Here is a 24,590-nt window from a genome sequence, read left to right on the forward strand (position 1 = left end):
TCATCCCTTGATCGCGCCGCCGAGGCTCGTGCGCAGCAGGTGTTTGCGCACGAACACGTAGAGAACGGCGGGTGGTACGAGGTACACGATCGCACTCGCGGCGAGCAGGCCCCAGTCGACCTGGTTGTACTCGCTGAAGGCTCGGAAGAGTCCGATGGAAAGCGGGTACAGATCCGCGTTCTGCAGCAGCACGAGCGGCGTCAGGAAGTCGCCCCACACGCCCATGAAGCTCAGCATCGCCGCAGCGCCCAGCCCCGGTCCGACCAGAGGGAGCACGACTCGCCAGATGGCCTGGAGGCGGGAGTTGCCGTCGATCCAGGCGGCCTCTTCGAGCTCGATCGGCACGGCGGCGATCGTGCCGGCGAGCAGCCAGAGCGTGACCGGCAGCTGGAACGCCGCCTCGACGATGATGAGGCCGAACAGGCTGTTCGAGAGTCCGATGTTCACCATGATGAGGTACAGCGCGACGATCGTGGCCGGCGCCGGGATCACCCGGATGAGGAGGATGCCGAACATGAAGAATCGGCGGCCCTTGAACCGGTAGCGTGCGAGCGCGTACCCACCGGCGAGACCGAGCGCGAGGTTGAGCACGGTGGCGCTGACGCCGATGATGAGGCTGTTCACGAGCAGCTGCGGCGTCGCGGCATCCGTGAAGAACTTCACGAAGTTCTCCATCGCGAAGGTCGGCCACTGCACTGTCGGCCCCGCCTCGGAGTCGACTGCGCTCAGCACCACCCAGGCGAACGGCACGAGGCAGAAAAGCGCCATCAGCGAGATGAGGATGTAGCCGAGCGTCCGCTGCACGGCCGCGATCGGCGTCAGGGGGCGCCGCCGCATCTTCTGCGCTGGTGCCTCGGCGACCGCGACGGGCGCGGTGGAGATCACGGATGTCATGTCAGACCTCCACTTTCGCCAGGCGCACGTAGACGACGCCGAGGACGAGAACGATGACGAGCAGGATGATGGATGCCGCGCTGCCGATCCCGATCTGCGAGAACTGCAGAGCGCGCTCGTAGATGTAGATCGCGGCGAGCCGCGTCTGGCCTCCCGGTCCGCCCTGCGTGAGGAAGTAGACGAGGCCGAAGACGCCGATCGTGCTGATGGTCGTCAGGAGGAGATAGAGGAAGACCGGGCCGCGGATGAGCGGGAGAGTGACGTGGCGGAACACCTGGGTGGCGCTCGCACCGTCGATGCGTGCCGCCTCGATGAGCTCGGCTGGCACGTCTTCCAGCGCGGCTTGGAACATGATCATCGCGAACGCCACGCCTCGCCAGATGTTGACGATGATGATCGAGGTCAGCGGCACGACCTGCAGCCACGAGGTCGGCTCCGCGCCGAACAGGCCGGTCAGCCGGTTCAGCGTTCCCTCGACGCTGTTCGAGAGCACGCTCGCCCAGGCCAGCGAGGCGACGACCTCGGGCACGACCATCGGCATCAACACGGCCGCGCCGAAGAAGCCCTTGCCCCGCAGCCACGGGCGGCTGAGGAGGATCGCAGCGACCATGCCGAGCACGGTCTGGCCGATGATCGCGCTCCACAGCGTGAAGGTCGCCGTCTGTCCGAGCGATCCGAGGAAGTCGGCGTTGTTCAGCAGGTAGACGAAGTTGTCGATGCCGACGAACTGCGGATCCCGAGCCGCGAAGCCGGTGAGCTGCGTGTTGGTGAACGCCAGATAGATGCTGTATCCGGCGGGGACGAGGATGAACAGGAAGATCAGCGCGAACGAGGGCCCGAGCAGGAGCAGGATCAGTGGCCAGTTGCGGGCGCGACGCCGTGTCGGCGACGGCCCGGAGGCCGCCGCCGACATGGACGCGGGAAGCGTGGAGGTCACTTCTTCACCAGGTTGGGCCCCAGGAGGTCCGTCGCATCGGCGACGAACGCGTCGTACGCCTCCTGGCCGCTCGCGCCGCTGAGGATCATCTCGGTCGCGGTCGACACGGCCTGCGCGATCTGCGAGGCGCCGTCGCCGGTCACCACGAAGACGCTGTCCGCGAGGTCCTCGCCCGCCTGCAGCAGCTGCGGCTCCTCCGAGTACGGAGCGACGTCGTCGAGGTCATCGCGGGCGGAGGCCGCACCCGACGCCACGAGCTGCTCGGCGAGCGGCTTGCCGCTCGAGAGGTACTTGATGAACTCGAACGCGGCGTCCTTGTTCTCGGAGTCGGCGTTGATGGCGTACCCGCCACCGGTGCTGCTCCAGCCGTAGGGCTCGTCACCCTCACGCAGGCCCGGCCACTGCCACGTGGCGACGCGCTCGGTGAGGCCGTCGATGGGAGCCGCGCCCTCGGGGCCCCAGTCGAACTTCCAACCCCACGTGCCCTGCGCGGCGACCTGGATGTCGCCCTCGGGGAACTTCGTGTACTTGGTCGGCTCCCACGGGTTCGGGTTCTGCAGGTCTTGGATGGGCAGCAGGTCCTTCTCCACGAGCTCGGCGTAGAGGTTGAACACGGCCAGCCACCCGGGGCTCTGCAGATCCCACGTGGCCGTCTCCGAATCGTAGTAGCCCCTGTCGGTGCCGCCGAGCAGCGGCTGGAAGCCCTCGCCCCACGTGCCACCGCCCCACGCGGTCCCGGCCGGAACGACGAGCGGAGTGCCACCGGTCGCGTCCTTCACGGCGACGAGCCGCTCGATCAGATCGTCCCACGTCGCCGGCTGCGACGTGTCGATGCCGAGCTCGGTCAGGATGTCCTTGCGGTAGAACAGGTTCAGGACTCCGGCGCCGGAGGGGATGCTGTAGATCTGGCCGTCTTGGCGGGTCATCGCCTCTTTGACCGCCGGGTAGTAGTGCTCGAACCCGTCCCACGCCTCGAGCTGCTCGTCGAGGGGCGCCAGATAACCGGCGGCGGACCACGAGATCGCCATGTTCTCACCGATGTCGAGCACGTCGGGCGCCTGGCCGGCGGCGAGCTGCTGGGTCATCTTCGTCATGAACTGCTCGTCGGTCAGCTTGTCGGCGATCAGCTCGACCTTGATGTCCTTGCCCTGCTCGGCCATCGCGGCCTCGAAGCCGGGGATCTCCTTGCCGATCGCGTCGATGTTGGTCTGCTTGGTCTCCATGATCGTGATGGTCACGGGCCCGTCGCTGTCGTCGCCTCCGCCCGCGGAGCAGCCGGCCAGACCGGTCGCGGCGACTGCGGTGGCCGTGAACGCAGCGACAAGATACTTACGCTTCATTGCGATGCCTCTCCAGGGCCCACCCCGCCGGCTGCTTTGCCGATCCGTCAGCTGATCCCCCCCTTCATGTTAGGACATACGGGAATTGTCGTCAACGATTTCTCCCGACTTTGTACTAACATGACATACACCCCGTCATGTCAGATGAAATGAGGAAGGAGGCCGCATGAGCGACGGAGGACAGACCGTGGTGCTCCCGGTCGAGCAGCTGCTGCCCGAGACCGCGCAACCGTCTCCGCTCTGGGTGCGGCTGTCCGCCGGACTCGAGAAGGCGATCGCGACCGGCGCCCTGCCGCCGGGGGCCCGCCTCGAGAACGAGGTGTCGATCAGCGAGCGCCTCTCGCTCTCGCGGCCGACCGTGCGGAGGGCGATCCAGGAGCTCGTCGACAAAGGGCTCCTGGTGCGCCGTCGCGGCATCGGCACGCAGGTGGTGCACGGATCCGTGGCGCGCCAGATCGACCTCACGAGTCTGCACGACGACCTCGAGCGCTCCGGTCGGGTGCCGTCCACCCGGGTGCTCGACGTCACCCTGGCCCACGCGGCGCCCGAGATCGCCGCCCAGCTCGGGGTCTCCCCCGATGCCAGGGTCCTCAAGATCCGCCGCGTCCGTTTCGCCGACGCGGCCCCGATCGCCGTACTCGAGAACTACTTGCCCGACACGTTCGCCGACATCACCGCCGAGACCCTCCGCGACGGAGGGCTGTATCACGCGCTCCGCGATCGCGGAGTGACGCTGCGTGTGGCCCGTCAGCGCATCGGGGCCCGTCGGGCAACGGTCGACGAGGGACAGCTCCTCGACATCGGTCGCGGGGCACCCGTGCTCACGATGGACCGCACTGCGTACGACGCCGACGGCGCCGCCGTCGAATACGGTCACCACTGCTACCGCCCCGACCTGTACGGCTTCGAGATGACGCTCGTCGACCGGGGCCCGCTGCCGTGACCGTGACGCTGCAGGACGTGGCCGCAGTGGCCGGCGTGTCGATGAAGACCGTGTCGAACGTGGTGCGCGGCTATCGCCACGTGAGCCCGTCGACGCGGGCGAAGGTACAGCAGGCGATCGATCATCTCGGGTACGTGCCCCACAGCGGGGCCCGACGCCTGGCGACCGGCCGGACGGGCATGGTCGCGTTCGCGCTGCCGGCGATCGAGGCGCCGTACTTCGCCGAGATGGCCGCCCTCATGTCGACGGAGGTCGACGGCTTCGACTACCGCCTGCTGATCGAGCAGACCGCGAGCGGCGTCGAAGAGGAGCGCGCGGTCCTGCGCGGTCGCGAGCAGGGACTCATCGACGGGCTGGTCTTCCAGCCGACCCTGCTGTCGGCCCCCGACATCGAGACGCTGCGGGGCACGACCCCGCTGGTGCTGCTGGGCGAGATCCCGCCGCCTGCGACGGTCGATCATGTGATGGTCGACAACCTCGCCGCGGCACGGACAGCGACCATGCATCTGCTGCAGTCGGGGCGTACCAGGGTGGCTTTCCTCGGCCGCAATCACGACGTCGGACACGTCACCGCGACCCTCCGCCTGGAGGGCTATCGCGCTGCGGTCGACGAGTTCGGCGGCGTCCGCAGCGACGACCTGCTGATCCCGATGACCCAGTTCGGCGCGTTCGCCGCCGAAGCAGCGGTCACCGACGCGCTCAAGGCCGGCGCACGGTTCGACGGCCTGATCTGCTTCGATGACCTCTCCGCGATCGGCGCCATGAAGGCGCTCTCCCTGAGCGGTCGCGCGGTCCCGGACGACGTCGCCGTCGTCGGGTGGGACGACATCCTGATGACGCAGTTCACCTCTCCGGCGCTCACGACCATCAGGCCCGACAAGGCGACACTTGTGCAGACCGCCTTCTCTTTCCTCCGCGATCGGATGGGCGGCGAGCGCGGCGAAGGACGCCACGCGCTCGTCGGATTCGACCTCGTGGTGCGCGGGAGTACCGCCACGTAAATTTGCAGCGCTGGAAAATATGCGCCACAGTATGCGCATGGACACAATGACGTCATCCGCATCCGATCTCCTCGGCACGTACCCACGCCCGCAACTGCGCAGGCCCGCCTGGCACAGCCTCGACGGTGCGTGGGGCTTCGCCTACGACGACGACGAGGTCGGCATGTCGCAGAGGTGGTTCCGCCACGGCGACTTCGAGCAGACGATCGCGGTGCCTTACCCGCCGGAGTCGCCGGCCTCCGGCATCGGAGACCCCTCGTACCACCCGGTCGTCTGGTATTCGCGCACCCTGACCGCCGCCGAGACGGCCCACGACGACGACGCGCGGGTCGTCCTCCACTTCGGCGCGGTCGACTACGCCGCCACCGTGTGGGTGAACGGCTGTCAGGTCGCTGCACACGCGGGAGGGCAGTCGCCCTTCTCCGCCGACATCACCGACTACCTCGACGGCGACGACCTCGTCGTGGTGCGCGCCGTCGACCGCCCGCTCGACGTGAGTCAGCCTCGTGGCAAGCAGGAATGGCTGCCCGAGCCGCACGAGATCTGGTACCGCCGCACGACGGGAATCTGGCAGCCGGTGTGGATCGAGGAAGTCGCGGCGACGCACCTCACCGAGCTCTCCTGGCGCGTGGGTCGCAGCACCGACAGCGTCGAGCTCGAGATGCAGACCAACCGACCCCTCGCGCCCGGCTCCACGGTGGAGGTCGAGCTGAGCTACGAGGGCAGCCCCCTCGCCCGCGTCTCCACGACCGTGCACAGCACCGGCGCGCCCGTCATCGAGATCCCCCTGCGCGACCAGCGCAACGGCCAGCACTACGAGAAGCTGACCTGGTCGCCCGAGAACCCCCGCCTCATCGACGCGACCGTGGTGGTCACCGACGGCGACTCCGTCGACACCGTCGCCTCGTACCTCGGCCTGCGCACGGTCGGCACCGCGGGAGGGCGCTTCCTGCTCAACGACCGCCCCTACTTCGTGCGCGCCGTGCTCGAACAGGGCTACTGGCCCGAGTCGCACCTCGCCGCGCCGAGCGCCGACGCCCTGCGCGCCGAGGTGCAGCTCATCAAAGACATGGGCTTCAACACCGCCCGCATCCACCAGAAGGCCGAGGACCCGAGATTCCTCTACTGGGCCGACCGCCTCGGTCTGCTGCTGTGGGGCGAGGCGCCCGCGGCCTTCGAATTCACCACCAGCGCCGTCGTCGACCTCACCCGCGAATGGATCGAACTCGTGCGCCGAGACCGCTCCCACCCCTCCGTGGTCACCTGGGTGCCGTTCAACGAGAGCTGGGGCATCCGCGACGTGCTGACGGACGCTCCGCATCGCGCGTTCTCCCGCGGACTCGCCGACCTCACCCGCGCGCTCGACCCGACCCGACCCGTCATCTCGAACGACGGGTGGGAGCACACGAAGTCCGACATCCTCACGGTGCACGACTACGACGGCGACCCCGAGACGTTCGCGCGGCGATACGCCGACCACGAGGCGCTGGCTGCCCTCTTCGCGGGCTACGGACCCTCGCACCGGATGCTGATGGCGGAGGGCGAGGCCGATACCCGGGGCCTGCCGGTGATGGTCACCGAATTCGGCGGCATCAAGTACGAGACGGTGCCGGCCGAGCCCGCGTGGGGGTATTCGACGAGCAGCACGGTCGAGGAGCTGGAGGCCCACCTACGGGGTGTCTTCGGAGCGCTGCTCCAGAGCACGGTGCTGTCGGGCTTCTGCTACACGCAGATCACCGACACCATGCAGGAGGCGAACGGACTCGCCGACGAGAACCGCGTGCCGAAGCTGCCGATCGAGGTCATCCACTCGATCGTGGCGGCCGAATCGCACTCGAAGCCCTGACCACCAGCGGAGCGGGCGGCATCCCTGGGCGCCGCCCGCTTCTCTCTGTCAGCCGAGCAACGGCCGCTGGGCGGTGCGCAGATCTTCGTACTGCCCACGAGCTTCGCGTGTACTCTCGAGCGTCGAGGTCTCGGCCACCGGCACATCCCACCAGCCACCACCGTCAGGCCCGTAGCGCAGCGGATCGGCGTCGACGTGGATGAGGGTGGTCGTGGCCGAGGCCTTCGCCCGTCGCACAGCATCCTGCAGATCGCGCGCCGCATCGGGCCCGGGGGCGACCTCGATCACGTCGACCCCGTACGAGCGCGCGTTGGCCGCGAGATCGACGGGCACGAAGCGCTCGTCGACGAAGTCGAGCGTCTGCGGATCCTGCGCGCGGTACTTCGTGCCGAAGCGGGCCGACCCGACGGTCTCGGAGAGGTGTCCGATCGAGGCGTATCCGTGGTTCTGCACCAGCACCACGACGATCTTCAGGCCCTCGGCCACCGCTGTCACGAGCTCGGTGTGCAGCATGAGGTACGACCCGTCTCCGACGAGCACGAGCACGTCGCGATCCGGGGCGGCCCGCCGCACGCCGAGCCCGCCGGCGATCTCGTACCCCATGGTGGAGAACGCGTACTCGACGTGGTAGCCGAGCGGGTCACGCACGCGCCAGAGCTTGTGCAGGTCGCCCGGCAGCGATCCCGCGGCCTGCACGAGCACGTCGGTCGCGTCGCTCGCCGCGTGCACGGCTCCGATGATCTCGGGCTGGCCGAGCAGATCGCCTCCGGCGGGCGCGAGGGCGCGGTCGACGACGGCATCCCACCGCGCCTTCTCGTCGGCGATGCGCCGCACGTACGCCGACTCGACCCGCCACCCGTCGAGCGCCTCGCGAAGCGCGTCGACCGTGCGCCGGGCGTCGCCGACGACCGGCAGCTGCGTCCCGTGCTTGTACGCGTCGAACGGCGCGATGTTGACGTTGACGAAGCGCACACCGGGGTGCTGGAACGCGCTGCGACTGGCCGTGGTGAAGTCGCTGTAGCGAGTGCCGACTCCGATGATCACATCCGCCTCGGCGGCGAGGGCGTTCGCCGCGGTCGTCCCCGTGGCGCCGATCGCGCCGACGTACTGCGCGTGGTCCCAGACGAGGCTCCCGACACCGGCCTGCGTCGCCCCGACCGGCACTCCTGTCGATTCGACGAGGGCGCGGAGCGCATCCTCCGCGCCCGAGTAGAGCACGCCGCCACCCGCGACGATCAGCGGGGTACGCGCCGATCGGATCGCCTCGACGGCCCGCGCGAGCTCCTCCGGTTCGGGAACGGTCCGTCGCACATGCCAGTCCCGGGGCTGCAGGAACTCGAGCGGCACATCGAAGGCTTCCGCCTGCACGTCTTCCGGCAGGGCGATCGTCACCGCCCCGGTCTCGGCGGGATCGGTGAGCACGCGCATCGCGGCGAGCGCGATCGAGAACAGCTGCTCGGGGCGCTGCACGCGATCGAAGAAGCGCGACACGGGCCGGAACGCGTCGGTCACCTGCATCCCCGGATCGTGCGGATGCTCCAGCTGCTGCAGCACCGGATCGGCGACGCGGGTCGCGAACGTGTCGGAGGGCAGCAGCAGCACGGGTAGACGGTTGGCGGTCGCGAGAGCCGCGCCGGTGACCATGTTGGCCGCGCCGGGACCCACCGAGGCCGTCGCCGCGTACGTCGCGCGCCTCCGGCGCATCCGGGCGTAGCCGGCGGCCTGATGAACCATCGCCTGTTCGTTGCGCGCCTGGTGATACGGCATGAGGCCGGGGTCATCGGTGTGCAGCTGCAGCAGCGCCTGCCCGATGCCGGCGACGTTGCCGTGTCCGAAGATGCCGAACGTGCCGGCGATCGTGCGTTCGCGGATGTCGCCGTCGACCGTCCATTGGTTCGCGAGGAAGGTCATCAGCGCCTGTGCCACCGTCATCCGACGTGTGGTCGCGGCCGATGAGGCGGCGGGGTCGAGCCGGTCGTCCTGGTCGGTCACGATGCGTGCTCCTTCGCCGTGTAGGGCAGACGGGGATCGGGATGCTGCTCCGACCAGTGTCGCCGGATCCACGCCTGGGTCGGGTCGTCGGTGATGCGCCAGGCGCGTTCGGAGCCGGGGCCGGCCATGACGTTGAGGTAGTAGAGGTCGTAGCCAGGCGCCGCGACCGCGGGCCCGTGATAGCCGTGCGGCACGAGGGCGATGTCGCCCGTGCCGACCCGCGCGGCGATGTCGATCTCGCGTTCGTCGGAGGGGTAGGCGGTGAACAGCCCGAACGGTCGGGCGTCCGCCGGTGGCTCAGCCCCGCGGGTCACCGCCGCTTCGAAGTAGTAGATCTCCTCCAGCTCGCTCTCCGTCTCGCCGGCGCGGTCGTGTTTGTGCGGCGGGTACGACGACCAGTTCTCCGCGGGGGTGATGACCTCGCAGACGATCAAGCGGTCGGCTGCGAGCGCGCCCGGCACGCCGAAGTTGTGCACCTGGCGCGTCGAGCGCCCCGCCCCGCGGATCTCGACCGGAACCCCGTCCCGGTGCAGCAGCGCGGGAGGCAGGAGCGTGCGCGTCGGGGACTCGGCGATCGCGAGGCGTCCGGCGCCCTCGATCCGCGGTCCGGTCATGGCGCCGACGTAGAGCACGTCGGTCGGCCCGTCGAAGACCGAGCGGCGCCCCCTGAGCACCCAGCGATCGTCGGATGCCGCGACGGCGAAGGATCCGTGCAGCGGGACGATCATCCGCTCGACCGGCGACGAGGGCAGAGCGATCTCGCCGTCGAACTCGGCGATGCGCAGTCCGGTGTGCGCCCATCCGGGAAGCCCTGAATCGACCACGCTCTCCCAGCGATCCACCGCCAACGAGCCCCGCGGGAACAGCCAGTCGTTCATGCTCATCGCGCTCTCGCCGCAGCGGCGGCACCCACCGTGCCGTGCACGAGCGAGGCCGCGATGTCGACCGCGGCGACGACGTCGTCGTCGTGAGGGTAGAGCAGCGTGCGGCCGACGACGAGCCCGCGCATCCCGGGCAGCGCCAGCGCGTTCTGCCACGAAGCGAACACCTCGTCCTGCGCCGAGGTGGGGTCGCCTCCGAGCAGCAGGGTCGGCATGGTCGCGGCCTCCGCGACGCGCGCCATGTCGGCGACCACCGGCAGCTTGAGCCAGGTGTAGGCGGACGAATCGCCCAGTCCCGCGGCGATGGCGACCGATCGCACCACGGCATCCGTCGAGAGATCGTTCACGATCCGACCGTCGTGCCAGCAGCTCATGAACGGCTCGAGCATCACGGGCAGGCGCTCGGCCGCCGCGGCCGACACGGCCGCAGCGGAGCTCTCGAGCACCGATGCGGTGCCGGCGTCCTGCAGATTGACCCGCACGAGGAGCTTGCCGAGGTCGATCCCATCGCGCACCATCGACGGCACCGTGTACGCGGTGAACCGGTCGTCCATCTCAAAGCTCGCGCCCTGCAGACCGCCCCGGTTCATCGACCCCACGACGACCTTGTCGTCGAGCACGCCCATCAGCGCCAGGTCCTCGATGATGTCGGGTGTGCCGAGCACGCCGTCGACACCGGGGCGCTCGAGCGCGGCGGCGAGGCGCTCGAGCAGTGAGACGCGGCTGCCCATTGCGAAACCACGCGCACCGACGCCCAGCGAGCCCCTGGCCGGATGGTCGGCCGCGATGATGAACAGGCGGCCGTCACCACCGAGCAGGGGGCGGCGACGGCGGGTGCGCAGCGCCTCTCCGATGAGTGCGGGATCCTCCGCCCTGATCCGGCGGATGCGATCGATGTCAGGCATGCACGACCGCCCGTCCGAGGAAGGACTCGACCTCGGCGGAGTCGGGCATCGCTGTGGAGCACTCGCGCTTCCCCGCGACGATGGCGCCGGCCGCGTTGGCCCACAGCATGGTCTTGTGCAGGTCCCACCCCTCGATGAGGCCGTGGCACAGGGCTCCGCCGAACGCGTCGCCGGCACCGAGCCCGTTCACGACGTCGACGGCGAACGGCGCGACCTCGACGCGGTCGTCCCGCGTCTTCGCGAGCACGCCCTTCGGCCCCTGCTTCACGATGGCGATCTCCACTCCCCGCTCCAGGAGTGCGTCGGCCGCTCGGTCCGGGTCTGTCTCGCCCACGGCGATCTCGCACTCCTCGCGATTGCCGACGGCCACGGTGACGTGGTCGAGCGCTTGCGCCACCTGTTCGCGCGCCGCATCCGGACTCTCCCAGAACATCGCGCGGTAGTCGAGGTCGAGCACCGTCAGCGGTCGGCGCCCCCGGGCCTGCCAGGCGGCATGATGGGCGGCGCGGCTCGGTTCGCGACTCAATCCGGTCACGGTCGACCAGTAGAGCCGCGCGCCGATCACGGCCTCGACGTCGATCTCGTCGGGGTGGATGATGAGGTCGGGGGCGATCGGGTCGCGGTAGAAGTACAGGGGGAAGTCATCGGGCGGGAAGATCTCGCAGAACGTGATGGGGGTGTGCAGCTCCGCGACGACGCCTACGAATTCGCTCGAGACACCCAATCGCTGCAGCTCCCGCCGCACGAAGATCCCGAACGGATCGTCCCCGGTGCGGCTGATGAGCGCGGCGGTCGATCCGTGCCTCGCAGCCGCGACGGCGACGTTGGCCGCCGATCCGCCGAGGTACTTGCCGAAAGTCGTCACGTCTTCGAGGCCGACCCCGTCCTGCAACGGATACAGGTCGACGCCGACCCTCCCGATGGCGAGGACGTCGATGGGCGCAGAGTGCGGAGAAGGGCTCAAGGGTGATCCTCTTCGATCAGGGGAACCGACTTTGTTCTTACAAAGATCGTAGGCCGTGCGCTCCCCGTACGCAAACAATCCGTCCTGACAGCGCCCTTCGACGAGACCCGCGATCCGCTCGCCACGGTCATGCACGACTGAGCGACGCAGGGCGAGCCGGTCGGACCCGCCCGACGATCCGGATCAGAGGGACTCGGCGATGTCCTTGATCGCGGCGAGGCGGCGGTCCCACGTCCGGCCGATCTCATCGAGGCGCCGCGCGGTCGCGGCGAGTTCGGCGCCCACCGCGCGGAACCGCACTTCTCGCCCGACGCGCACCGACTCGACCAGCCCGACCTCCTGCAGCACCGAGAGATGCCGCGCGATGGCCTGGCGGGTCACCGGCATCCGCTGGGCGAGAGCGGATGCCGAGGCATCCTCGCGTCCGAGCTCCGTCAGGATGCTCCAGCGCGTCTCGTCGGCGAGAGCCGAGAGCACGGGCATGAGGGTGTCCGTGCTCATGCCTCGGCCTCGACGAGCGCGACGAGCTTGTCGAGCTCGGCATCCCATCCGGTGCGGTGGTACTCCATGTTCGCCGCAGGATCGGAGGTCCGCTCGAAGCCGCTTTCGACCACGGTCAGCAGAGTCCCGCCGTCGACATCCTCGAGCGTGAAGGTGAATACGGTCGACGTCTGCTCGTCGAGTCCTTCGGGGCGGTACCCGAGGGCGTCGTCGTTGCTCCACCGATACGTGATCGATCGCAGCTCGTTGACGCTCTCGACGCGCAGCGGGATGACGTCGGCGGGCCCGAACGTCATGGTGCCGCTCGCGCCGGCACCCGCCCCGTCGAGCTCGAGCGCGCCGAACCAGCGCGAGACGTGCGTGGGCTCGGTGACCGCGCGCCACACCTTCTCGATCGGGGCCTGGGTGCGGATCGCCCGCTGCACCGCGAATCGATCGCTGTCGATGACGGCGCCTTCTCGGATGACGACCATGGTCGCACTCCTTTCATTTGACATGCAACTACAGAATTGCACGTATCGATCTGCGGCGCAACCCTGAAGTTGCACTTCACCCGCTCTTCGCTCGCTCACGGCGACGACGCCCCTGCTCGTCGCCGACGCCCCTGCTGAGCGACGTCATCCAGCAGGGGCGTGGGCGCTCAGCAGGGGCGTCGGCGCGCAACTCGGACCGCCGCGACCGCCGGGCGCGACGGTCGGGCGAGGATGCCGAAGGCAGCGCGTCACTCGCGAGGCTTGCGCCCCTCGAGCACGCCGGCCAACAGCACCGCGACGAGCGCGGCGGCGGGAGCGACGACCAGTCCGACGCGCAGGCTCTCGGTCTCGGCGAGGAAGCCGACGAACGGCGGCGAGAGCAGGAACCCGAGGCGCAGCAGCCACGAGACGACCGTGAGCCCGGCACCGGCGCGGAGTCCCGGGAGCTCGTCCGCAGCGTGCATCGCGGCGGGGATGAGCGTGGCGATGCCGAACCCGACGGCCGCGAATCCGGCAATGGTGCCCGGAACGCTCGGGAACAGCAGCGCGAGCGTCATGCCCACGGCGGCGATGAGTCCGCCGACGCGGGCGACCGCGCGCTGGCCGAACCGGTCGGTCATGCCGTCGCCCAGCATCCGTCCGACGAACTGCGCGCCGACGAGGGCGATGAAGCCGAGTGGAGCGACGGCTGCCGCGGCACCGAGCGACTCCGAGAGGTACAGGGTCGCCCAGGAGTTCCCGGCATCCTCGGCGATCGCGCCGGCCATCGCGATGAGCGTGAGAGCGATGAGGATCATCACGAGACGCGGGGTGACGCGCCGGCGCACGGCCGTCGCCACTTCGCCGGGATCCGCGGTCGCCTCGGCATCCGCCTCCTCATCGCGACCGGGCAGGCAGAACACGAGAGCCACGAGTGCGACGATCACGAAGAGGGCGGTCGAGATGCCCAGATGCACGCCGAGCGGCAGCTGCAGCGCGATGGCCGCCGCAGCCATGCCGCCGCCGAGGACGGCGCCGATCGACCAGATCGCGTGGAAGGAGTTGATGATCGACCGCCCGTAGCGCCGCTGCACGCGCAGCCCGTGCGCGTTCTGCGCGACATCGGTGATCGCGTCGGACGCGCCGCCGATCAGCAGAGCGACGGCGAACAGGATGCCGGAGGGCGCCAACGCCGCGGCGAGCAGCCCGAGTCCCGTTGCGATCGTTCCGAAGACCGCCATGCGGGCCGAACCGAAGCGGCGGATGAGCACGGCGGCGAGGAGACCGGCCGCGATGGCCCCGGCGGGGAAGGCGGCGATCGCGAGGCCATAACCGACGTTGTCGAGACCGAGGCTCGCCTTGATCTCGGGGTAGCGGGGCAGGATGTTCGCGAACAGTGCCCCGTTCGTGAGGAACAGCGCCGATACGGCGATGCGCGCACGACGGACAGCTTGTTCGGGCGTGGTACGTCGAATCGTTTCGGCGGAGGTCATGCGTACGATCGTACAGGTCCGAGAACCGTGCGCACGTACGGGGCGCGATGGTCGTGGCCCTAGGCTCGACGGCATGAGCGCCGAGGTCGAGATCCGCCCAGCCGTCGAGGACGACTGGCCGGGTATCTGGCGCGCGCTCGAACCCGCGTTCCGCGCCGGCGAGACCTACACGTATCCCCGCGACATCACCGAGGACGACGCGCGCCGCGCCTGGCTCGAGGCGCCCGGCGCACGCGTTCTCGTCGCCGTGGGTGCCGTCGATGACGACCGGAAGGTCCTCGGAACGGCCAAGTATCTTCCGAACCATCCAGGAGCCGGCGCGCACGTCGCGAACGCGAGCTTCGTCGTCGGTCCTGCCGGCGCCGGGCGAGGGATCGGGCGGATGCTCGGTGCCGCCGTGCTCGCCGCCGCTCGCGCCGACGGCTATCGAGCCATGCAGTTCAACGCCGTCGTCGAGACGAACGAGCGGGCGGTGCACCTCTGGCAGTCTCTCGGGTTCGAGATCCTCGCCACCGCCCCCGAGGCGTTCGACCACCCGAGACACGGGCTCGTCGGGCTGCACATCATGTTCCGGAGACTCTGAACCGGATCGACCTCAGCCCGGCCGGCCGTTCCCGCGCACGAGAGACCCGTCAGCCGACGAGCGGTCCGACCGCCCCGGATCGAGAGGATGCCGCGACGGCGGCCTTCGCGTCATCCAGGTCAGAGAAGACTCCGATCACGTCGGACCGAGGTCCGGAGGCTTCAAAGCCCCGACCGGGGACGACCGTGATCGATCCGAGGTACTGCAGCCCGTCGTTGCCGACGTGGAAGCCGGGCTCGACCTCGACCCACAGCCCGCGCGGCGTGGCGACCGCACGAGTGCGTGCTCCTGCCGCGGCGCGTGCCGCGACTCCGATCCGCTTCGACATCGTCAGGCGCTCATGGCGTGGAGCTGCGGGGCAGCCGCCACCTCCGCGAACTCGGCACGGGTGAGGTCGAGACCGCCCGAGGAGTTCGCGGCGTTCATCATCTTGACGAGCAGCGCGCGATCGATGGGCGACTCCTCCTCCATGACGAATCGCAGCGGGATGGCCGCCTGCACCCACAGCGTCTCGACGCCGGCGGGAGTGTGAAGCGTGAGTGCGAACGACTCGTTGCGTCGGAGCTTGGTCAGCGTGACGGCTCGGACGTGCGTCAGAGTCTCGTCCTCGACGTCGATCGCCAGTGTCGAGTTCCCGTAGGTCAGGTGTCCCATCGTGTCTCCCATCCCGTGGTTGCTTCGACGTTTAGATTACTAGGTAACCTAGCTAAATGCCAGCGGAGGGAAATTTCGGGTCACGACAGGTCGCTGATCTCCTCCGTCAACCGACGCAGGAAGCGAGAGACGACATCGCTCTGCTCGGGCGTGAACTCGCTCGCGATGTCTTCGATGCGCTGCGTAAGGTCGTCGACCGGAGCGTTCGCGTCGCGCAGCGACGGCCGGAGCACCTTCGACCGGGCGTCCTGCGGGTGCGGTGCGACGACGACCTGTTCCCGCTCTTGCAGACGGCGGAGGATGCTGGTCACCGCGGCGGTGCTGACGTTGAGATGCGCGGCGAGATCACCGGGCGTTGCCGGCGAGTCCGCCGGCGCCTCGGAGATGAAGCGCATGGCCTCACGGTCGGTGTCGTTGGGCGCCCGGCGCAGAGACAGTCTGCGGGCGAGCTGCGACTCGGCACGACGGAGATCGTCGACACGATCCACCAGCTCGCGCGTGGTCACCTGCGTCGCGTCCTTGATATCGGTCATTCCGTCACCCCCTGACGCGACAATTCTACAAGAGAACCACGTAACCAGGCAGGCTAGTGATATGAGATGCACGGCACGTCGTTAACGGGTGAGAGGATGGACTCCTGTCGGAAGGGACGCCATGGGAAAGCGATTCACGCCCGAAGACGCCGGATACATCCTGTACTCCGACGTCATCGAGCGTCTGCGCGCGCAGTTCCCGACGGTTCCCGAGTGGCGTCTCGAGCAGATCGTCACCGCCGAGAACGAGGCGATCACCGGAGGGATGCTGAGCATCGTCCCCGAGGAGGTCGAAACCGGAGCTGTCGAGATGCTCACGCGCGAGGAGAATCGCATGAGTGACGACGACGAGGTGGCCTGATGTCCCAGTCTCCCGAGGAATTCACCCGGTCGGGTTACTGGTATCCCGACGCCGAGTCAGCGAGCACCGTCGACGTGCTCAATCTGCTGCGCCGCTATCGATCGGCCGAGACCGCGATGCGTGCGCGCACTCGTGCATCGATGAAGATGAACGAGACAGACCTCGTCGCGCTGCGGTTCCTGCTGCGCGAGCAGCGCGCCGGCCGCATCGTGCGCCCCATCGACATCGCCCGGATGCTCGACATCTCCACGGCATCCACCACCACCCTCATCGACCGTCTCGAGAAGGGAGGTCACGTGCGCCGTGAAGCGCACCCGACCGACCGCCGCGCGGGCGTGGTCGTGCCGACCGTGAGCAGCGACGACGAGGTGCGCGAGACCCTCGGCGCCATGCACCGCCGCATGCTCGCCCTCGTCGACGAGATGAGCGATAAGGAGCGCGCGGTCGTGACACGGTTCCTCGCCGGCATGACGTCGGCGATCGAGGAGGCCTCCGACCTCGATCAGGAGTTGCGCGATGTCATCCGCGACCACGAGGAATCGGAGTCGTCGGGCGAATAGCGCCCGACCTCAGGCTTTCTCTGGCTGCTGCTCGTCGGACTCCACCCGCTCCGGGAAGAGCTCGTCGAGGTCGAGGTCGGGGTTCTCGTCCTGTGTCTCCACGAGCGCGATCGCCTCTTCCTCGGTCTGCACGCTGGGCATCGCGCCAGGCAGCGGTCGACGGGCGGACTCCTTCAGCACGACGACAGCGATGAATCCGGCGATCGAGGTGCCGATCACGTAGAAGGCGGGCGCCAGCGACGAACCGGTCCACTGCACCAGCGCCTCCATCACGACCGGCGCCGTGCCGGCGAAAAGCGCCACTGCGAGGTTATAGGAGATGCCCATACCGCCGTACCGCGAGGAGGTCGGGAACAGCGCGGGCAGGGAAGACGCGAGGTTCGCGACGTAGAACGTGACGGGGAAGGCGAGCAGCACGAGGCCGAGCACGGTCGACCAGATCGCCCCGTGCATCATGAACAGGAACGCGGGCACGGCGAAGACGATCGCCGAGACGGAGCCGATGAAGAGCACCTTCCGCCGACCGATGCGATCGGAGAGGCGACCGGTCAGGGGGATGCACAGCGCCATCGCTACGAGCACCGGCAGCGTCAGCAGGGTGCCGTGCACCTCGTCGTAGCCGAGTGTGCCGGTGAGGTACGTGGGCATGTAGGACGTCAGGGCATAGCCGACGGTGTTGGCGGCGGCGACGAGCACGAACGCCGTCAGCAGCTCGCGCCAGTACGAGCGGATCAGAGCGATGACACCCTTCGGCGCGTCGGGTGAGGCCTGGGCTTCGTCGGCCGCGCGCTTCGCCGAGTCCTGAGCTTCCTGGAAGGCGGGGGTGTCCTCGATCTTGAGCCGGAAGTAGATCGCGACCGCGCCCAGCGGCAGGGCGACGAGGAACGGGACGCGCCATGCGAACCCCTGCATGACGTCGGCGGAGAGGGTGAGCTGCAGGATCGAGACGAACGCCGCACCCACCGCGAAGCCCATGTACGAGCCGAGGTCGAGCAGTGACGCGTAGAAGCCGCGGCGGCGGTCGGGGGCGTATTCCGTGATGAAGGTCGTGGCACCGGCGTACTCCCCTCCGGTGGAGAAGCCCTGCGCGAGCTTGAGGACGATGAGCAGGATCGGCGCCCAGACGCCGATGACCGAGTAATCGGGCAGCACGCCGATGAGGAAGGTGGCCGCCGCCATCATGATCAGGGTGAACGCGAGGATGCGCTGGCGCCCCAGGCGATCGCCGAGCTGGCCGAGCACGATGCCGCCCAGCGGACGCGCGACGAACGTGACGGCGAACACGCCGAGCGAGAACAGCGACTGCGCACCCGCCGACGCGTCGGGGAGGAAGGCGCGACCGATGATCACGGCGAGGTAGCCGTACACGCCGATGTCGTACCACTCCATGAGGTTGCCGACCACGGTGCCTGCGACAGCTCGCCGCAGCATCGGGCGGTCGACCACGGTGACGTCGTCGACGGTGAGCCGACGGGGCTCCTCGGCGTCTTTCACGAGGCCGAAGCGACGGCCCAGCCGACGCCACAGCGATTCGCTCTTCACGGATTCCGACATGATGCTCTTCTCTCGTTCTCCCCCGGGCCCGCGCGCCCATCACGCGCGGAAAAAGCAGACGGGGAGGCGGCTCGCGCCGCCTCCCCGCACTGTGCGTCCGCCTCAGTTCTTGAAGGCGTCCTTGACGTTCTCGCCGGCCTTCTTGGCATCGGCCTTGACCTGGTCGGCCTTGCCCTCGGCCTCGAGCTTCTCGTTGTCGGTCAGCTTGCCGACCGCTTCCTTTGCCTTGCCGGAGATGTCCTGCGCGGCGTTCTTGATCTTGTCATCGAGTCCCATGAGGGCTTCCCTTCTCTCTTCCAACGGTGGCCTGCGGCCTGCAGTTCACTGCTGCAGAAGCTGTGTGACGATGACGGTCATCAGCGGCGCGGATGCCGCGGCGACGAGCACCATGAGCCCTGCCGCGCCGAGGATCTCGCGCGGCGGGCGAGCGGAGACGAGGGACGCGCGATCGATCCCGATCACGCGTCCCACGGCCTCGCTGGCGGGGAGCGGCGCGAGGCTGGCCGCATCCGTGAGCGTCGACGTCGCGTCATGTGGGGCCGTATCGACGCGAGCGGGGGAATTCGCTGCTCCGGACATATCCATCACCTACCTTCGATGGCAGGTTACTAGATGAACTAGTGATTTGGAAGCCTAGTGATCTTTCGGCATCCTCGGCATACCCTCGGAAGCATGACGGAGCTCACCCAGCCCACCGGCCACGAAGAAGCGCTGCGCGCCGTCCTGCGCGAAGACGGATCAATGCCCCGAGCGCTGGTCCTCGGAGCCACCGGATACATCGGCGGGCGTCTCACCCCGCGACTCCTGAACGCCGGCTACCGCGTGCGCATTCTGGCGCGCGACGCGGCGCGCGCGGCATCCTTCCCCTGGGGATCCGACTCCGAGATCGTCGAAGGATCCGCCGATGACGAGGATGCCGTCCGCGAGGCCATGCGCGACGTCGACGTCGTGTACTACCTGATCCACTCGATGTCGGCGGGCAAGGGCTTCGAGGAGAGCGATGAGCGCGCAGCGCAGACGGTGGCGGATGCCGCGGCGGCCGCCGGCGTGCGTCGCATCGTGTACCTCGGCGGACTGCATCCCGACGACGTGAAGCTCTCGGCGCACCTGCGGTCCCGAGTGCATGTGGGCGAGATCTTCCTGCGGTCGGGCGTCCCGACGCTGGTGCTGCAGGCCGGTGTCGTGATCGGCTCCGGGTCGGCGTCGTTCGAGATGATCCGCCACCTGACCGAGGTGCTGCCGTATATGCCGGCGCCGAAGTGGGTGCGCAACCGCATCCAGCCGATCGCGGTGCGCGACGTGCTGCACTACCTGCTCGGCGCCGCCCGCGTCGACGACGACGTGAACCGCGCCGTCGACATCGGCGGACCCGACGTGCTGCGTTACGGCCAGATGATGAACGGCTATGCCGTCGAGGCGGGCCTCCCCCAGCGCGCGATCGCCGCGCTGCCGGTGCTGACTCCCGGCCTTGCCTCGCACTGGGTGAACCTCGTCACCCCCGTGCCGCGCTCGATCGCCCGGCCGCTCGTGGCGTCGCTGCAGAACGAGTGCATCGTCAAGGACCGCGCCGTCGACGACCTCATCCCCCGCCCCGAGGGTGGACTCACGCCGTACCGTCAGGCCGTGCGGGCGGCCCTCGGGCGCGTGAACGCGGATGCGATCGAGACGAGCTGGCAGGACTCCGAGGTCTCCGGCGCGCCGAGCGATCCCCTGCCGAGTGACCCCGAATGGGCGGGGCGCATGGTCTTCACGGATGCGCGATCGCTGAAGACGAGCGCCCCGGTCGACGGCCTGTGGCGCGTGATCATCGGCATCGGCGGAGAGAACGGGTGGTACTCGTCGCCGTTCCTCTGGGCCGTGCGCGGCTGGATGGACCGCCTCGTCGGCGGTGTCGGCCTGCGCCGAGGACGACGGAACAAGGCCGCAGCGCGGGTCGGCGACGCGATCGACTTCTGGCGCGTGGAGGCCGTCGAGGAGCCGGGGCGCGACACCGAGGCGTCGGACGCGAGCGGCGGGCTCCTGCGGCTGCGGGCCGAGATGAAGGTGCCCGGCGAGGCGTGGCTCGAGCTGCGCGCACTGCCCGACGGCACCGGCGCGCGCTACGAGCAACGGGCCGTGTTCTTCCCCCGCGGACTCGCCGGCCGCCTGTACTGGTTCGCCGTGCTGCCCTTCCACGGGTTCATCTTCGCCGGCATGGCGGCGCGCATCACGGCCGCCGCGGAGAAGCCGGTCGAGACCGTCGCGCCCGGGCACTGACGCGGCCGGCCGGGGCGCCGCGGCTGTCGAAAGATCAGAAACGCCGCGGAACGGCATCCGTCCGCGGCGTTTCTGATCTCTCGTCCGGAGACCGGCGCGGCTAGCGCTCGGTGGGGGCGGCGCCGCCGGACTCGTCGACCGACTCGGCCGTGTCCTCCGCGAGCGCCGCGGGCGGATCGGTCGGGGCAGGGGATGCCGCAGCATCCGCCCCGGCATCCGTCTCCGCATCCGGGATGACGTCGATCGCCTCGGTGGCCGTCGCGTAGACCTCGGCGAGGCTGTCGTCGACCTCCGCCTCGTCGATCCAGGCGAGATCGTCCTCCGAGTGGTCGTACTCGACGGGGACGAGCGCGAAGTCGTCGCCGTACTCCTCGAGCCCGGCCATGACGCTGTGCCGCACGGCCATCCGCGCATAGCGCTCGCGCAGGATCATGGGGTCACGCCGCAGATCCTTCATGAACGCGACCATCATGAACGCCATGATCACCGCGAACGGCAGCGCCGCGATGATCGTCACGTTCTGCAGCGAGCGCAGACCGCTCCCCTCCTCGCCGCTGACGAGCAGCACGGCGGCGATGACTCCGACGAGCACACCCCAGACGACCGCGACCCAGCGCGCCGGGTCGGGGCGGCCCTGCTGTGACAGCGTGCCCATCACGAGGGATGCCGAGTCGGCTCCGGTGATGAAGAAGATCGAGATCAGCAGGATCAGCAGGATGCTGGTGATCAGCGGGAACGGGAGGTTCTCGAGCACGCCGAACAGCACCTCCTCCGGCGGGTCGACCGTGAGGCCGGCGCCGTCCATCTGCTGCTGGATGGCCGTGGTGCCGAAGATCGCGAACCAGATGAGCGAGATCGCGGCGGGCACGACGATGACGACCGAGACGAACTGGCGCAGCGTGCGGCCGCGAGAGATCTTCGCGATGAACATGCCCACGAAGGGCGACCACGAGATCCACCACGCCCAGTAGAAGATCGTCCAGCTGGAGAGGAACATCTGCGCCTCATCGCCCTGGGATGCCGAGCGCGCGATCATCTGCGGCAGGTCGCCGAGGAACTGCACGGCCACCGACGGGATGACGTTGAGGATCAGCAGGGTGGGGCCGACGAAGAACACGAAGAACGCGAGCACGAGGGCCGCGACCGCGTTGATGTTCGACAGCGCCTGGATGCCCTTGCTCACGCCCGAGACGGCGGAGGCGATGAAGCACGCGGTGAGCACGGCGATGACCGCGATGAGGATGCCGTTGCCCAGCGGGCCGGCTCCCGTGACGATCTCGACGCCGTGGCCGATCTGGAGGGCTCCGAGGCCCAGCGACGCCGCGGTGCCGAACAGCGTCACGATGATCGAGAAGATGTCGATCGTGCGGCCGAGCGGTCCGGTGGTGCGGCCCTCTCCGAGCAGCGGAGCGAAGATCGACGAGATCAGCGGAGTGCGGCCGCGGCGGAAAGCTCCGTACGCGATCGCGCCGCCGACGAGCGCGTAGAAGGCCCATGCCTGCGGACCCCAGTGGTAGAGCACCTGCGCCTGAGCCGTGTGCATCGCCTCGAGTGTGTTCGCCTCGACCGTGCCCGGCGGCGGGCTCTCGAAGAACGTCAGCGGTTCGGCGGCGCCCCAGAAGACGAGGCCGATGCCCATGCCTGCGGCGAACAGCATCGAGATCCACGAGAACATCGAGAACTCGGGCTCCTCGTCGTCGCGACCGAGCGGGATGCGTCCGTAGCGACTGAAGCCGATGAAGAGCATGAACACGAGGATGACGGTGGCGATCGTCGTGAAGAAGAAGCCGAAGTACTCGACCACCCACGCGAGCACGGTCGACGTCGTACCCGCCAGGTTGTCGCCCGCGAACACGCCCCACGCGATGAACGCGATGGTGAGGGATGCCGCGACACCGAAGACCAGCGGGTCGGTGCGGTACGTGCGGCCGGTCTCCTCGACCGAGACGCCTGGCACCAGGGCCGGGTGCACGCTGCGCGGCGGGACAGCGGCGATGTCGCGGACGATCTTGCCCGCCTGCATCCCGGCCTGCCGCAGGGTTCCGGTGTGGGTCTTCTGAACGTCGGTCCGCGAGTGGGGTTTCTCGTCAGGAGTGTCCATGACTCCCGATTCTCCCATGCCGGAATACTGCGGTTCGTCTCGGAAAACCCAGACCACCCGCGGGATCCGCGGCGAGTCGCAGCCCGGCACGCCGAGCGGATGCCGTCGTCTCTCCGTTCTCCGGAAGTGTTTCACCCCCGAACAGGTCAGCGGGAGCGGCGGCCCACGCCCGCGAAGACGGCGTGCAGCAGCGGCAGCGCCGACACGCAGATCAGCGTGATGCCGAGCGGCTCGAGCGACGGCACGAGCAGCGCCCCGCCGACGAGCATCGCCGCGAACAGCACACCCGAGCCGATGCGCCGGGCGATGCCCTCGAGCCGGTCGAGGCGGCGTTCCAGGCGCGACGTGTCGAAGGTCACGGTCCCCGCGTCGACGCGCGAGATGATCGCGTCGATCCGCTTCGGCAGTCGATAGGTGATCGCGGCGGTCTCCATCGCCTGGTCGGCCATGTCGCGCATGAGGCCGCTGCTCTCCTCGCGCAGGAGTCGACCGGCGTACGGCTCCGCGGCATCCCACACGTTGAAGTCGGGGTCGAGGCTCGAGCACATTCCCGAGGTCAGCGACACCGCCCGGATGAGCAGCAGCATGTTCTCGGGCAGCTGCAGCGGGAGCGAGCGCACCATGTCGCCGAACTCGTTCGCGAAGTCGGCGAACTCGCGCGGGTCGACCTTGGCGAGCTCAGCGAATCCCATGCCTCCGAAGCGGGCGAACAGGGCGGTGAGCGCTCGTTCGAGCTCGCCCGTGTCGGCCGACGGCAGCAGCACGCCGATCTCCTGCGCGGCGGCGACGAGCCCATGGCTGTCGCGCGCGGTCACGGCGATGAGCAGCGTGCGCAGACCGGCGCGGAGGTTTGCCGGCACCTCGGCCATCATCCCGAAGTCGATGAACGTGAGTCGGAAGCCGGCCGGCAACGACGCGTCCGGGGTGACGAAGATGTTGCCGGGGTGCGGGTCGGCGTGCACGAAGCTGTGCGTGAACACCTGGTCGAACATGACCTCGGCGAACGCGTCCGCGACGGCGGAGGGGTCGATGCCCGCCGTGCGCAGAGCAACCGTGTCGTTGATCTTGATGGCCGTGACGTCGGAGAGGGTGAGCACGCGGCGAGTCGACCGCTCCCAGACGATCTCGGGGGCGTCGATGCGCGGATCGTCCGCGAAGTTCTCGCGGAAGCGCTCGGCGCTGCCCGCCTCGTGCAGGTAGTCGATCTCCTCGAAGCTCGTCGCCGCGAACTCCTCGACGAGGGCTGGCGCGTCGACACGGTCCGACACGAAGCGCACCCGCATCGCCCACCGCGCGACGCGGCGGAGGGCGGAGAGATCGACCGCGACGATCTCGTCGATGCCCGGCCGCTGCACCTTCACGACGACGTCGGAGAGGCCCGTGTCCGCGGCATCCTGATCCGACAGCCGTGCGCGATGCGCCTGACCGAGGGATGCCGCGGCGACGGGCGTCTCGTCGAACCAGGCGAAGACGCTGCTCAGCGGGGCGCCGAGCTCGGCCTCCGCCACGCGCCGGATGTCGGCGAAGGCGACGGCCGGCACCTCATCCTGGAGCCCCTCGAGCTCCTTCGTGATCTCGGGCGGCAGCACGTCGAGGCGGGACGACATGAACTGCCCGACCTTGATCATCAAGCCGCCGAGGTCGACCGCGAGTGCGTGGAACCGTCGCGCGAAACGCTGCATGCGCGGCCCGCGGGTGCGTTCGGCGATGCGGGTGAGCCCGAACCGTGGGAGCACGAGTTCGAACCACCAGATCGCGATGAACTCGCGGGCCGCGAACGACACGATGCGGCGGTAGCGGGCGCGATGGGCGCCCTGCGCCGCGGCATCCGTCATCGAT

The 24,590-nt window shown here is 69.1% G+C and carries 25 protein-coding genes; 7 read left to right on the top strand and 18 right to left on the bottom strand.

The features are described from left to right. From M3195_RS01465 to M3195_RS01475, 3 genes are read right to left on the bottom strand one after another with little or no spacing between them, the layout of a single operon-like run. The gene (locus M3195_RS01465) at positions 1-894 is read right to left on the bottom strand and encodes a carbohydrate ABC transporter permease (RefSeq protein ID WP_251584515.1); all 894 of its coding nucleotides are present in this window, start codon (positions 892-894) and stop codon (positions 1-3) included. Position 895: 1 nt separating this feature from the next. Further along, complete coding sequence (locus M3195_RS01470) at positions 896-1,831, bottom strand: carbohydrate ABC transporter permease (protein ID WP_251584517.1); 936 nt, start codon at positions 1,829-1,831, stop codon at positions 896-898. Then, positions 1,828-3,171 carry an ABC transporter substrate-binding protein gene (locus tag M3195_RS01475; protein WP_251584519.1) on the bottom strand — a complete coding sequence of 448 codons (1,344 nt, stop codon included), beginning with the start codon at positions 3,169-3,171 and terminating at the stop codon, positions 1,828-1,830. The genes M3195_RS01470 and M3195_RS01475 overlap by 4 nt, the downstream gene beginning before the upstream one ends. A gap of 166 nt (positions 3,172-3,337) precedes the next feature. On the opposite strand from M3195_RS01475, the gene M3195_RS01480 reads away from it, so the two are divergent. From M3195_RS01480 to M3195_RS01490, 3 genes are read left to right on the top strand one after another with little or no spacing between them, the layout of a single operon-like run. After that, a complete protein-coding gene (locus M3195_RS01480) occupies positions 3,338-4,114 on the top strand; it encodes a GntR family transcriptional regulator (protein ID WP_251584521.1) in 777 nt (258 codons plus the stop codon). Positions 4,115-4,131: 17 nt separating this feature from the next. Beyond that, positions 4,132-5,115, top strand: coding sequence for a LacI family DNA-binding transcriptional regulator (locus M3195_RS01485; protein ID WP_251584523.1), 984 nt, complete (start codon positions 4,132-4,134; stop codon positions 5,113-5,115). Between the two features lie 37 nt (positions 5,116-5,152). After that, entirely contained in the window at positions 5,153-6,961 is a 1,809-nt protein-coding gene (locus M3195_RS01490) for a glycoside hydrolase family 2 protein (RefSeq protein WP_251584525.1), read from the top strand. 48 nt (positions 6,962-7,009) lie between these two features. Here the strand turns inward: M3195_RS01490 and iolD are convergent, their stop codons facing one another. From iolD to M3195_RS01525, 7 genes are all read right to left on the bottom strand, one after another. Next, positions 7,010-8,893, bottom strand: a complete 1,884-nt coding sequence (iolD, locus tag M3195_RS01495; RefSeq protein ID WP_251585318.1) for a 3D-(3,5/4)-trihydroxycyclohexane-1,2-dione acylhydrolase (decyclizing) — start codon at positions 8,891-8,893, stop codon at positions 7,010-7,012. Between the two features lie 56 nt (positions 8,894-8,949). Then, a complete protein-coding gene (gene iolB / locus M3195_RS01500) occupies positions 8,950-9,837 on the bottom strand; it encodes a 5-deoxy-glucuronate isomerase (protein ID WP_251584526.1) in 888 nt (295 codons plus the stop codon). Continuing rightward, the gene (locus M3195_RS01505) at positions 9,834-10,739 is read right to left on the bottom strand and encodes a Cgl0159 family (beta/alpha)8-fold protein (RefSeq protein WP_251584529.1); all 906 of its coding nucleotides are present in this window, start codon (positions 10,737-10,739) and stop codon (positions 9,834-9,836) included. The genes iolB and M3195_RS01505 overlap by 4 nt, the downstream gene beginning before the upstream one ends. Further along, entirely contained in the window at positions 10,732-11,703 is a 972-nt protein-coding gene (gene iolC / locus M3195_RS01510; protein ID WP_251584531.1) for a 5-dehydro-2-deoxygluconokinase, read from the bottom strand. Before iolC ends, M3195_RS01505 begins: the two co-directional genes overlap by 8 nt. Positions 11,704-11,886: 183 nt before the next feature. Further along, positions 11,887-12,204: an ArsR/SmtB family transcription factor gene (locus M3195_RS01515; protein ID WP_251584533.1), complete on the bottom strand. Its 318-nt coding sequence runs from the start codon at positions 12,202-12,204 to the stop codon at positions 11,887-11,889. Beyond that, the gene (locus M3195_RS01520; RefSeq protein ID WP_251584535.1) at positions 12,201-12,677 is read right to left on the bottom strand and encodes an SRPBCC domain-containing protein; all 477 of its coding nucleotides are present in this window, start codon (positions 12,675-12,677) and stop codon (positions 12,201-12,203) included. Before M3195_RS01520 ends, M3195_RS01515 begins: the two co-directional genes overlap by 4 nt. A 248-nt stretch (positions 12,678-12,925) precedes the next feature. Further along, on the bottom strand, positions 12,926-14,149 hold the full coding sequence (locus M3195_RS01525) for an MFS transporter (RefSeq protein ID WP_251584537.1): 1,224 nt from the start codon (positions 14,147-14,149) through the stop codon (positions 12,926-12,928). 73 nt (positions 14,150-14,222) lie between these two features. On the opposite strand from M3195_RS01525, the gene M3195_RS01530 reads away from it, so the two are divergent. Then, the gene (locus M3195_RS01530) at positions 14,223-14,732 is read left to right on the top strand and encodes a GNAT family N-acetyltransferase (RefSeq protein WP_251584539.1); all 510 of its coding nucleotides are present in this window, start codon (positions 14,223-14,225) and stop codon (positions 14,730-14,732) included. A 49-nt stretch (positions 14,733-14,781) separates the two neighbouring features. Here M3195_RS01530 and M3195_RS01535 read toward each other — a convergent pair whose 3' ends face one another. The 3 genes from M3195_RS01535 to M3195_RS01545 form a co-directional block, all read right to left on the bottom strand. Continuing rightward, positions 14,782-15,060 (bottom strand): hypothetical protein, encoded by a 279-nt coding sequence (locus tag M3195_RS01535; RefSeq protein ID WP_251584541.1) that lies wholly within the window; start codon positions 15,058-15,060, stop codon positions 14,782-14,784. A 2-nt stretch (positions 15,061-15,062) separates the two neighbouring features. Further along, positions 15,063-15,398 (bottom strand): DUF7882 family protein, encoded by a 336-nt coding sequence (locus tag M3195_RS01540; protein ID WP_251584543.1) that lies wholly within the window; start codon positions 15,396-15,398, stop codon positions 15,063-15,065. Positions 15,399-15,466: 68 nt separating this feature from the next. Next, a complete protein-coding gene (locus M3195_RS01545; protein WP_251584545.1) occupies positions 15,467-15,919 on the bottom strand; it encodes a MarR family winged helix-turn-helix transcriptional regulator in 453 nt (150 codons plus the stop codon). A gap of 121 nt (positions 15,920-16,040) precedes the next feature. On the opposite strand from M3195_RS01545, the gene M3195_RS01550 reads away from it, so the two are divergent. Next, a complete protein-coding gene (locus tag M3195_RS01550; protein WP_251584547.1) occupies positions 16,041-16,280 on the top strand; it encodes a hypothetical protein in 240 nt (79 codons plus the stop codon). After that, positions 16,280-16,840 (top strand): MarR family winged helix-turn-helix transcriptional regulator, encoded by a 561-nt coding sequence (locus M3195_RS01555; protein ID WP_251584549.1) that lies wholly within the window; start codon positions 16,280-16,282, stop codon positions 16,838-16,840. Before M3195_RS01550 ends, M3195_RS01555 begins: the two co-directional genes overlap by 1 nt. Before the next feature lie 9 nt (positions 16,841-16,849). Here M3195_RS01555 and M3195_RS01560 read toward each other — a convergent pair whose 3' ends face one another. The 3 genes from M3195_RS01560 to M3195_RS01570 all read right to left on the bottom strand — a co-directional run bounded on the left by M3195_RS01560 (position 16,850) and on the right by M3195_RS01570 (position 18,973). After that, positions 16,850-18,394 carry an MFS transporter gene (locus M3195_RS01560; protein ID WP_251584551.1) on the bottom strand — a complete coding sequence of 515 codons (1,545 nt, stop codon included), beginning with the start codon at positions 18,392-18,394 and terminating at the stop codon, positions 16,850-16,852. Positions 18,395-18,496: 102 nt separating this feature from the next. Continuing rightward, on the bottom strand, positions 18,497-18,670 hold the full coding sequence (locus tag M3195_RS01565) for a CsbD family protein (RefSeq protein WP_251584553.1): 174 nt from the start codon (positions 18,668-18,670) through the stop codon (positions 18,497-18,499). Between the two features lie 45 nt (positions 18,671-18,715). Continuing rightward, a complete protein-coding gene (locus M3195_RS01570) occupies positions 18,716-18,973 on the bottom strand; it encodes a hypothetical protein (RefSeq protein ID WP_251584555.1) in 258 nt (85 codons plus the stop codon). A gap of 93 nt (positions 18,974-19,066) precedes the next feature. Here M3195_RS01570 and M3195_RS01575 point away from each other — a divergent pair, with 93 nt between their 5' ends. Continuing rightward, a complete protein-coding gene (locus M3195_RS01575; protein ID WP_251584556.1) occupies positions 19,067-20,650 on the top strand; it encodes an SDR family oxidoreductase in 1,584 nt (527 codons plus the stop codon). 100 nt (positions 20,651-20,750) lie between these two features. Here the strand turns inward: M3195_RS01575 and M3195_RS01580 are convergent, their stop codons facing one another. Beyond that, the gene (locus tag M3195_RS01580; protein WP_251584558.1) at positions 20,751-22,751 is read right to left on the bottom strand and encodes a BCCT family transporter; all 2,001 of its coding nucleotides are present in this window, start codon (positions 22,749-22,751) and stop codon (positions 20,751-20,753) included. Positions 22,752-22,897: 146 nt separating this feature from the next. Next, the gene (locus M3195_RS01585) at positions 22,898-24,586 is read right to left on the bottom strand and encodes an ABC1 kinase family protein (RefSeq protein ID WP_251584560.1); all 1,689 of its coding nucleotides are present in this window, start codon (positions 24,584-24,586) and stop codon (positions 22,898-22,900) included. Between the last annotated feature and the right edge of the window lie 4 nt (positions 24,587-24,590).

Source organism: Microbacterium hydrocarbonoxydans (genome assembly GCF_023715885.1).
Lineage (GTDB): Bacteria > Actinomycetota > Actinomycetes > Actinomycetales > Microbacteriaceae > Microbacterium > Microbacterium hydrocarbonoxydans_C.

What these genes read in the sequence shown, in the direction of transcription:
- M3195_RS01465 (WP_251584515.1), bottom strand. Translation starts at nt 894, where the DNA reads ATGACATCCGTGATCTCCACCGCGCCCGTCGCGGTCGCCGAGGCACCA.
- M3195_RS01475 (WP_251584519.1), bottom strand. Translation starts at nt 3,171, where the DNA reads ATGAAGCGTAAGTATCTTGTCGCTGCGTTCACGGCCACCGCAGTCGCC.
- M3195_RS01480 (WP_251584521.1), top strand. Translation starts at nt 3,338, where the DNA reads ATGAGCGACGGAGGACAGACCGTGGTGCTCCCGGTCGAGCAGCTGCTG.
- M3195_RS01490 (WP_251584525.1), top strand. Translation starts at nt 5,153, where the DNA reads ATGGACACAATGACGTCATCCGCATCCGATCTCCTCGGCACGTACCCA.
- iolD (WP_251585318.1), bottom strand. Translation starts at nt 8,893, where the DNA reads ATGACGGTGGCACAGGCGCTGATGACCTTCCTCGCGAACCAATGGACG.
- iolB (WP_251584526.1), bottom strand. Translation starts at nt 9,837, where the DNA reads ATGAGCATGAACGACTGGCTGTTCCCGCGGGGCTCGTTGGCGGTGGAT.
- M3195_RS01505 (WP_251584529.1), bottom strand. Translation starts at nt 10,739, where the DNA reads ATGCCTGACATCGATCGCATCCGCCGGATCAGGGCGGAGGATCCCGCA.
- M3195_RS01515 (WP_251584533.1), bottom strand. Translation starts at nt 12,204, where the DNA reads ATGAGCACGGACACCCTCATGCCCGTGCTCTCGGCTCTCGCCGACGAG.
- M3195_RS01520 (WP_251584535.1), bottom strand. Translation starts at nt 12,677, where the DNA reads ATGGTCGTCATCCGAGAAGGCGCCGTCATCGACAGCGATCGATTCGCG.
- M3195_RS01525 (WP_251584537.1), bottom strand. Translation starts at nt 14,149, where the DNA reads ATGACCTCCGCCGAAACGATTCGACGTACCACGCCCGAACAAGCTGTC.
- M3195_RS01530 (WP_251584539.1), top strand. Translation starts at nt 14,223, where the DNA reads ATGAGCGCCGAGGTCGAGATCCGCCCAGCCGTCGAGGACGACTGGCCG.
- M3195_RS01535 (WP_251584541.1), bottom strand. Translation starts at nt 15,060, where the DNA reads ATGTCGAAGCGGATCGGAGTCGCGGCACGCGCCGCGGCAGGAGCACGC.
- M3195_RS01540 (WP_251584543.1), bottom strand. Translation starts at nt 15,398, where the DNA reads ATGGGAGACACGATGGGACACCTGACCTACGGGAACTCGACACTGGCG.
- M3195_RS01545 (WP_251584545.1), bottom strand. Translation starts at nt 15,919, where the DNA reads ATGACCGATATCAAGGACGCGACGCAGGTGACCACGCGCGAGCTGGTG.
- M3195_RS01550 (WP_251584547.1), top strand. Translation starts at nt 16,041, where the DNA reads ATGGGAAAGCGATTCACGCCCGAAGACGCCGGATACATCCTGTACTCC.
- M3195_RS01555 (WP_251584549.1), top strand. Translation starts at nt 16,280, where the DNA reads ATGTCCCAGTCTCCCGAGGAATTCACCCGGTCGGGTTACTGGTATCCC.
- M3195_RS01560 (WP_251584551.1), bottom strand. Translation starts at nt 18,394, where the DNA reads ATGTCGGAATCCGTGAAGAGCGAATCGCTGTGGCGTCGGCTGGGCCGT.
- M3195_RS01565 (WP_251584553.1), bottom strand. Translation starts at nt 18,670, where the DNA reads ATGGGACTCGATGACAAGATCAAGAACGCCGCGCAGGACATCTCCGGC.
- M3195_RS01570 (WP_251584555.1), bottom strand. Translation starts at nt 18,973, where the DNA reads ATGTCCGGAGCAGCGAATTCCCCCGCTCGCGTCGATACGGCCCCACAT.
- M3195_RS01575 (WP_251584556.1), top strand. Translation starts at nt 19,067, where the DNA reads ATGACGGAGCTCACCCAGCCCACCGGCCACGAAGAAGCGCTGCGCGCC.
- M3195_RS01580 (WP_251584558.1), bottom strand. Translation starts at nt 22,751, where the DNA reads ATGGACACTCCTGACGAGAAACCCCACTCGCGGACCGACGTTCAGAAG.
- M3195_RS01585 (WP_251584560.1), bottom strand. Translation starts at nt 24,586, where the DNA reads ATGACGGATGCCGCGGCGCAGGGCGCCCATCGCGCCCGCTACCGCCGC.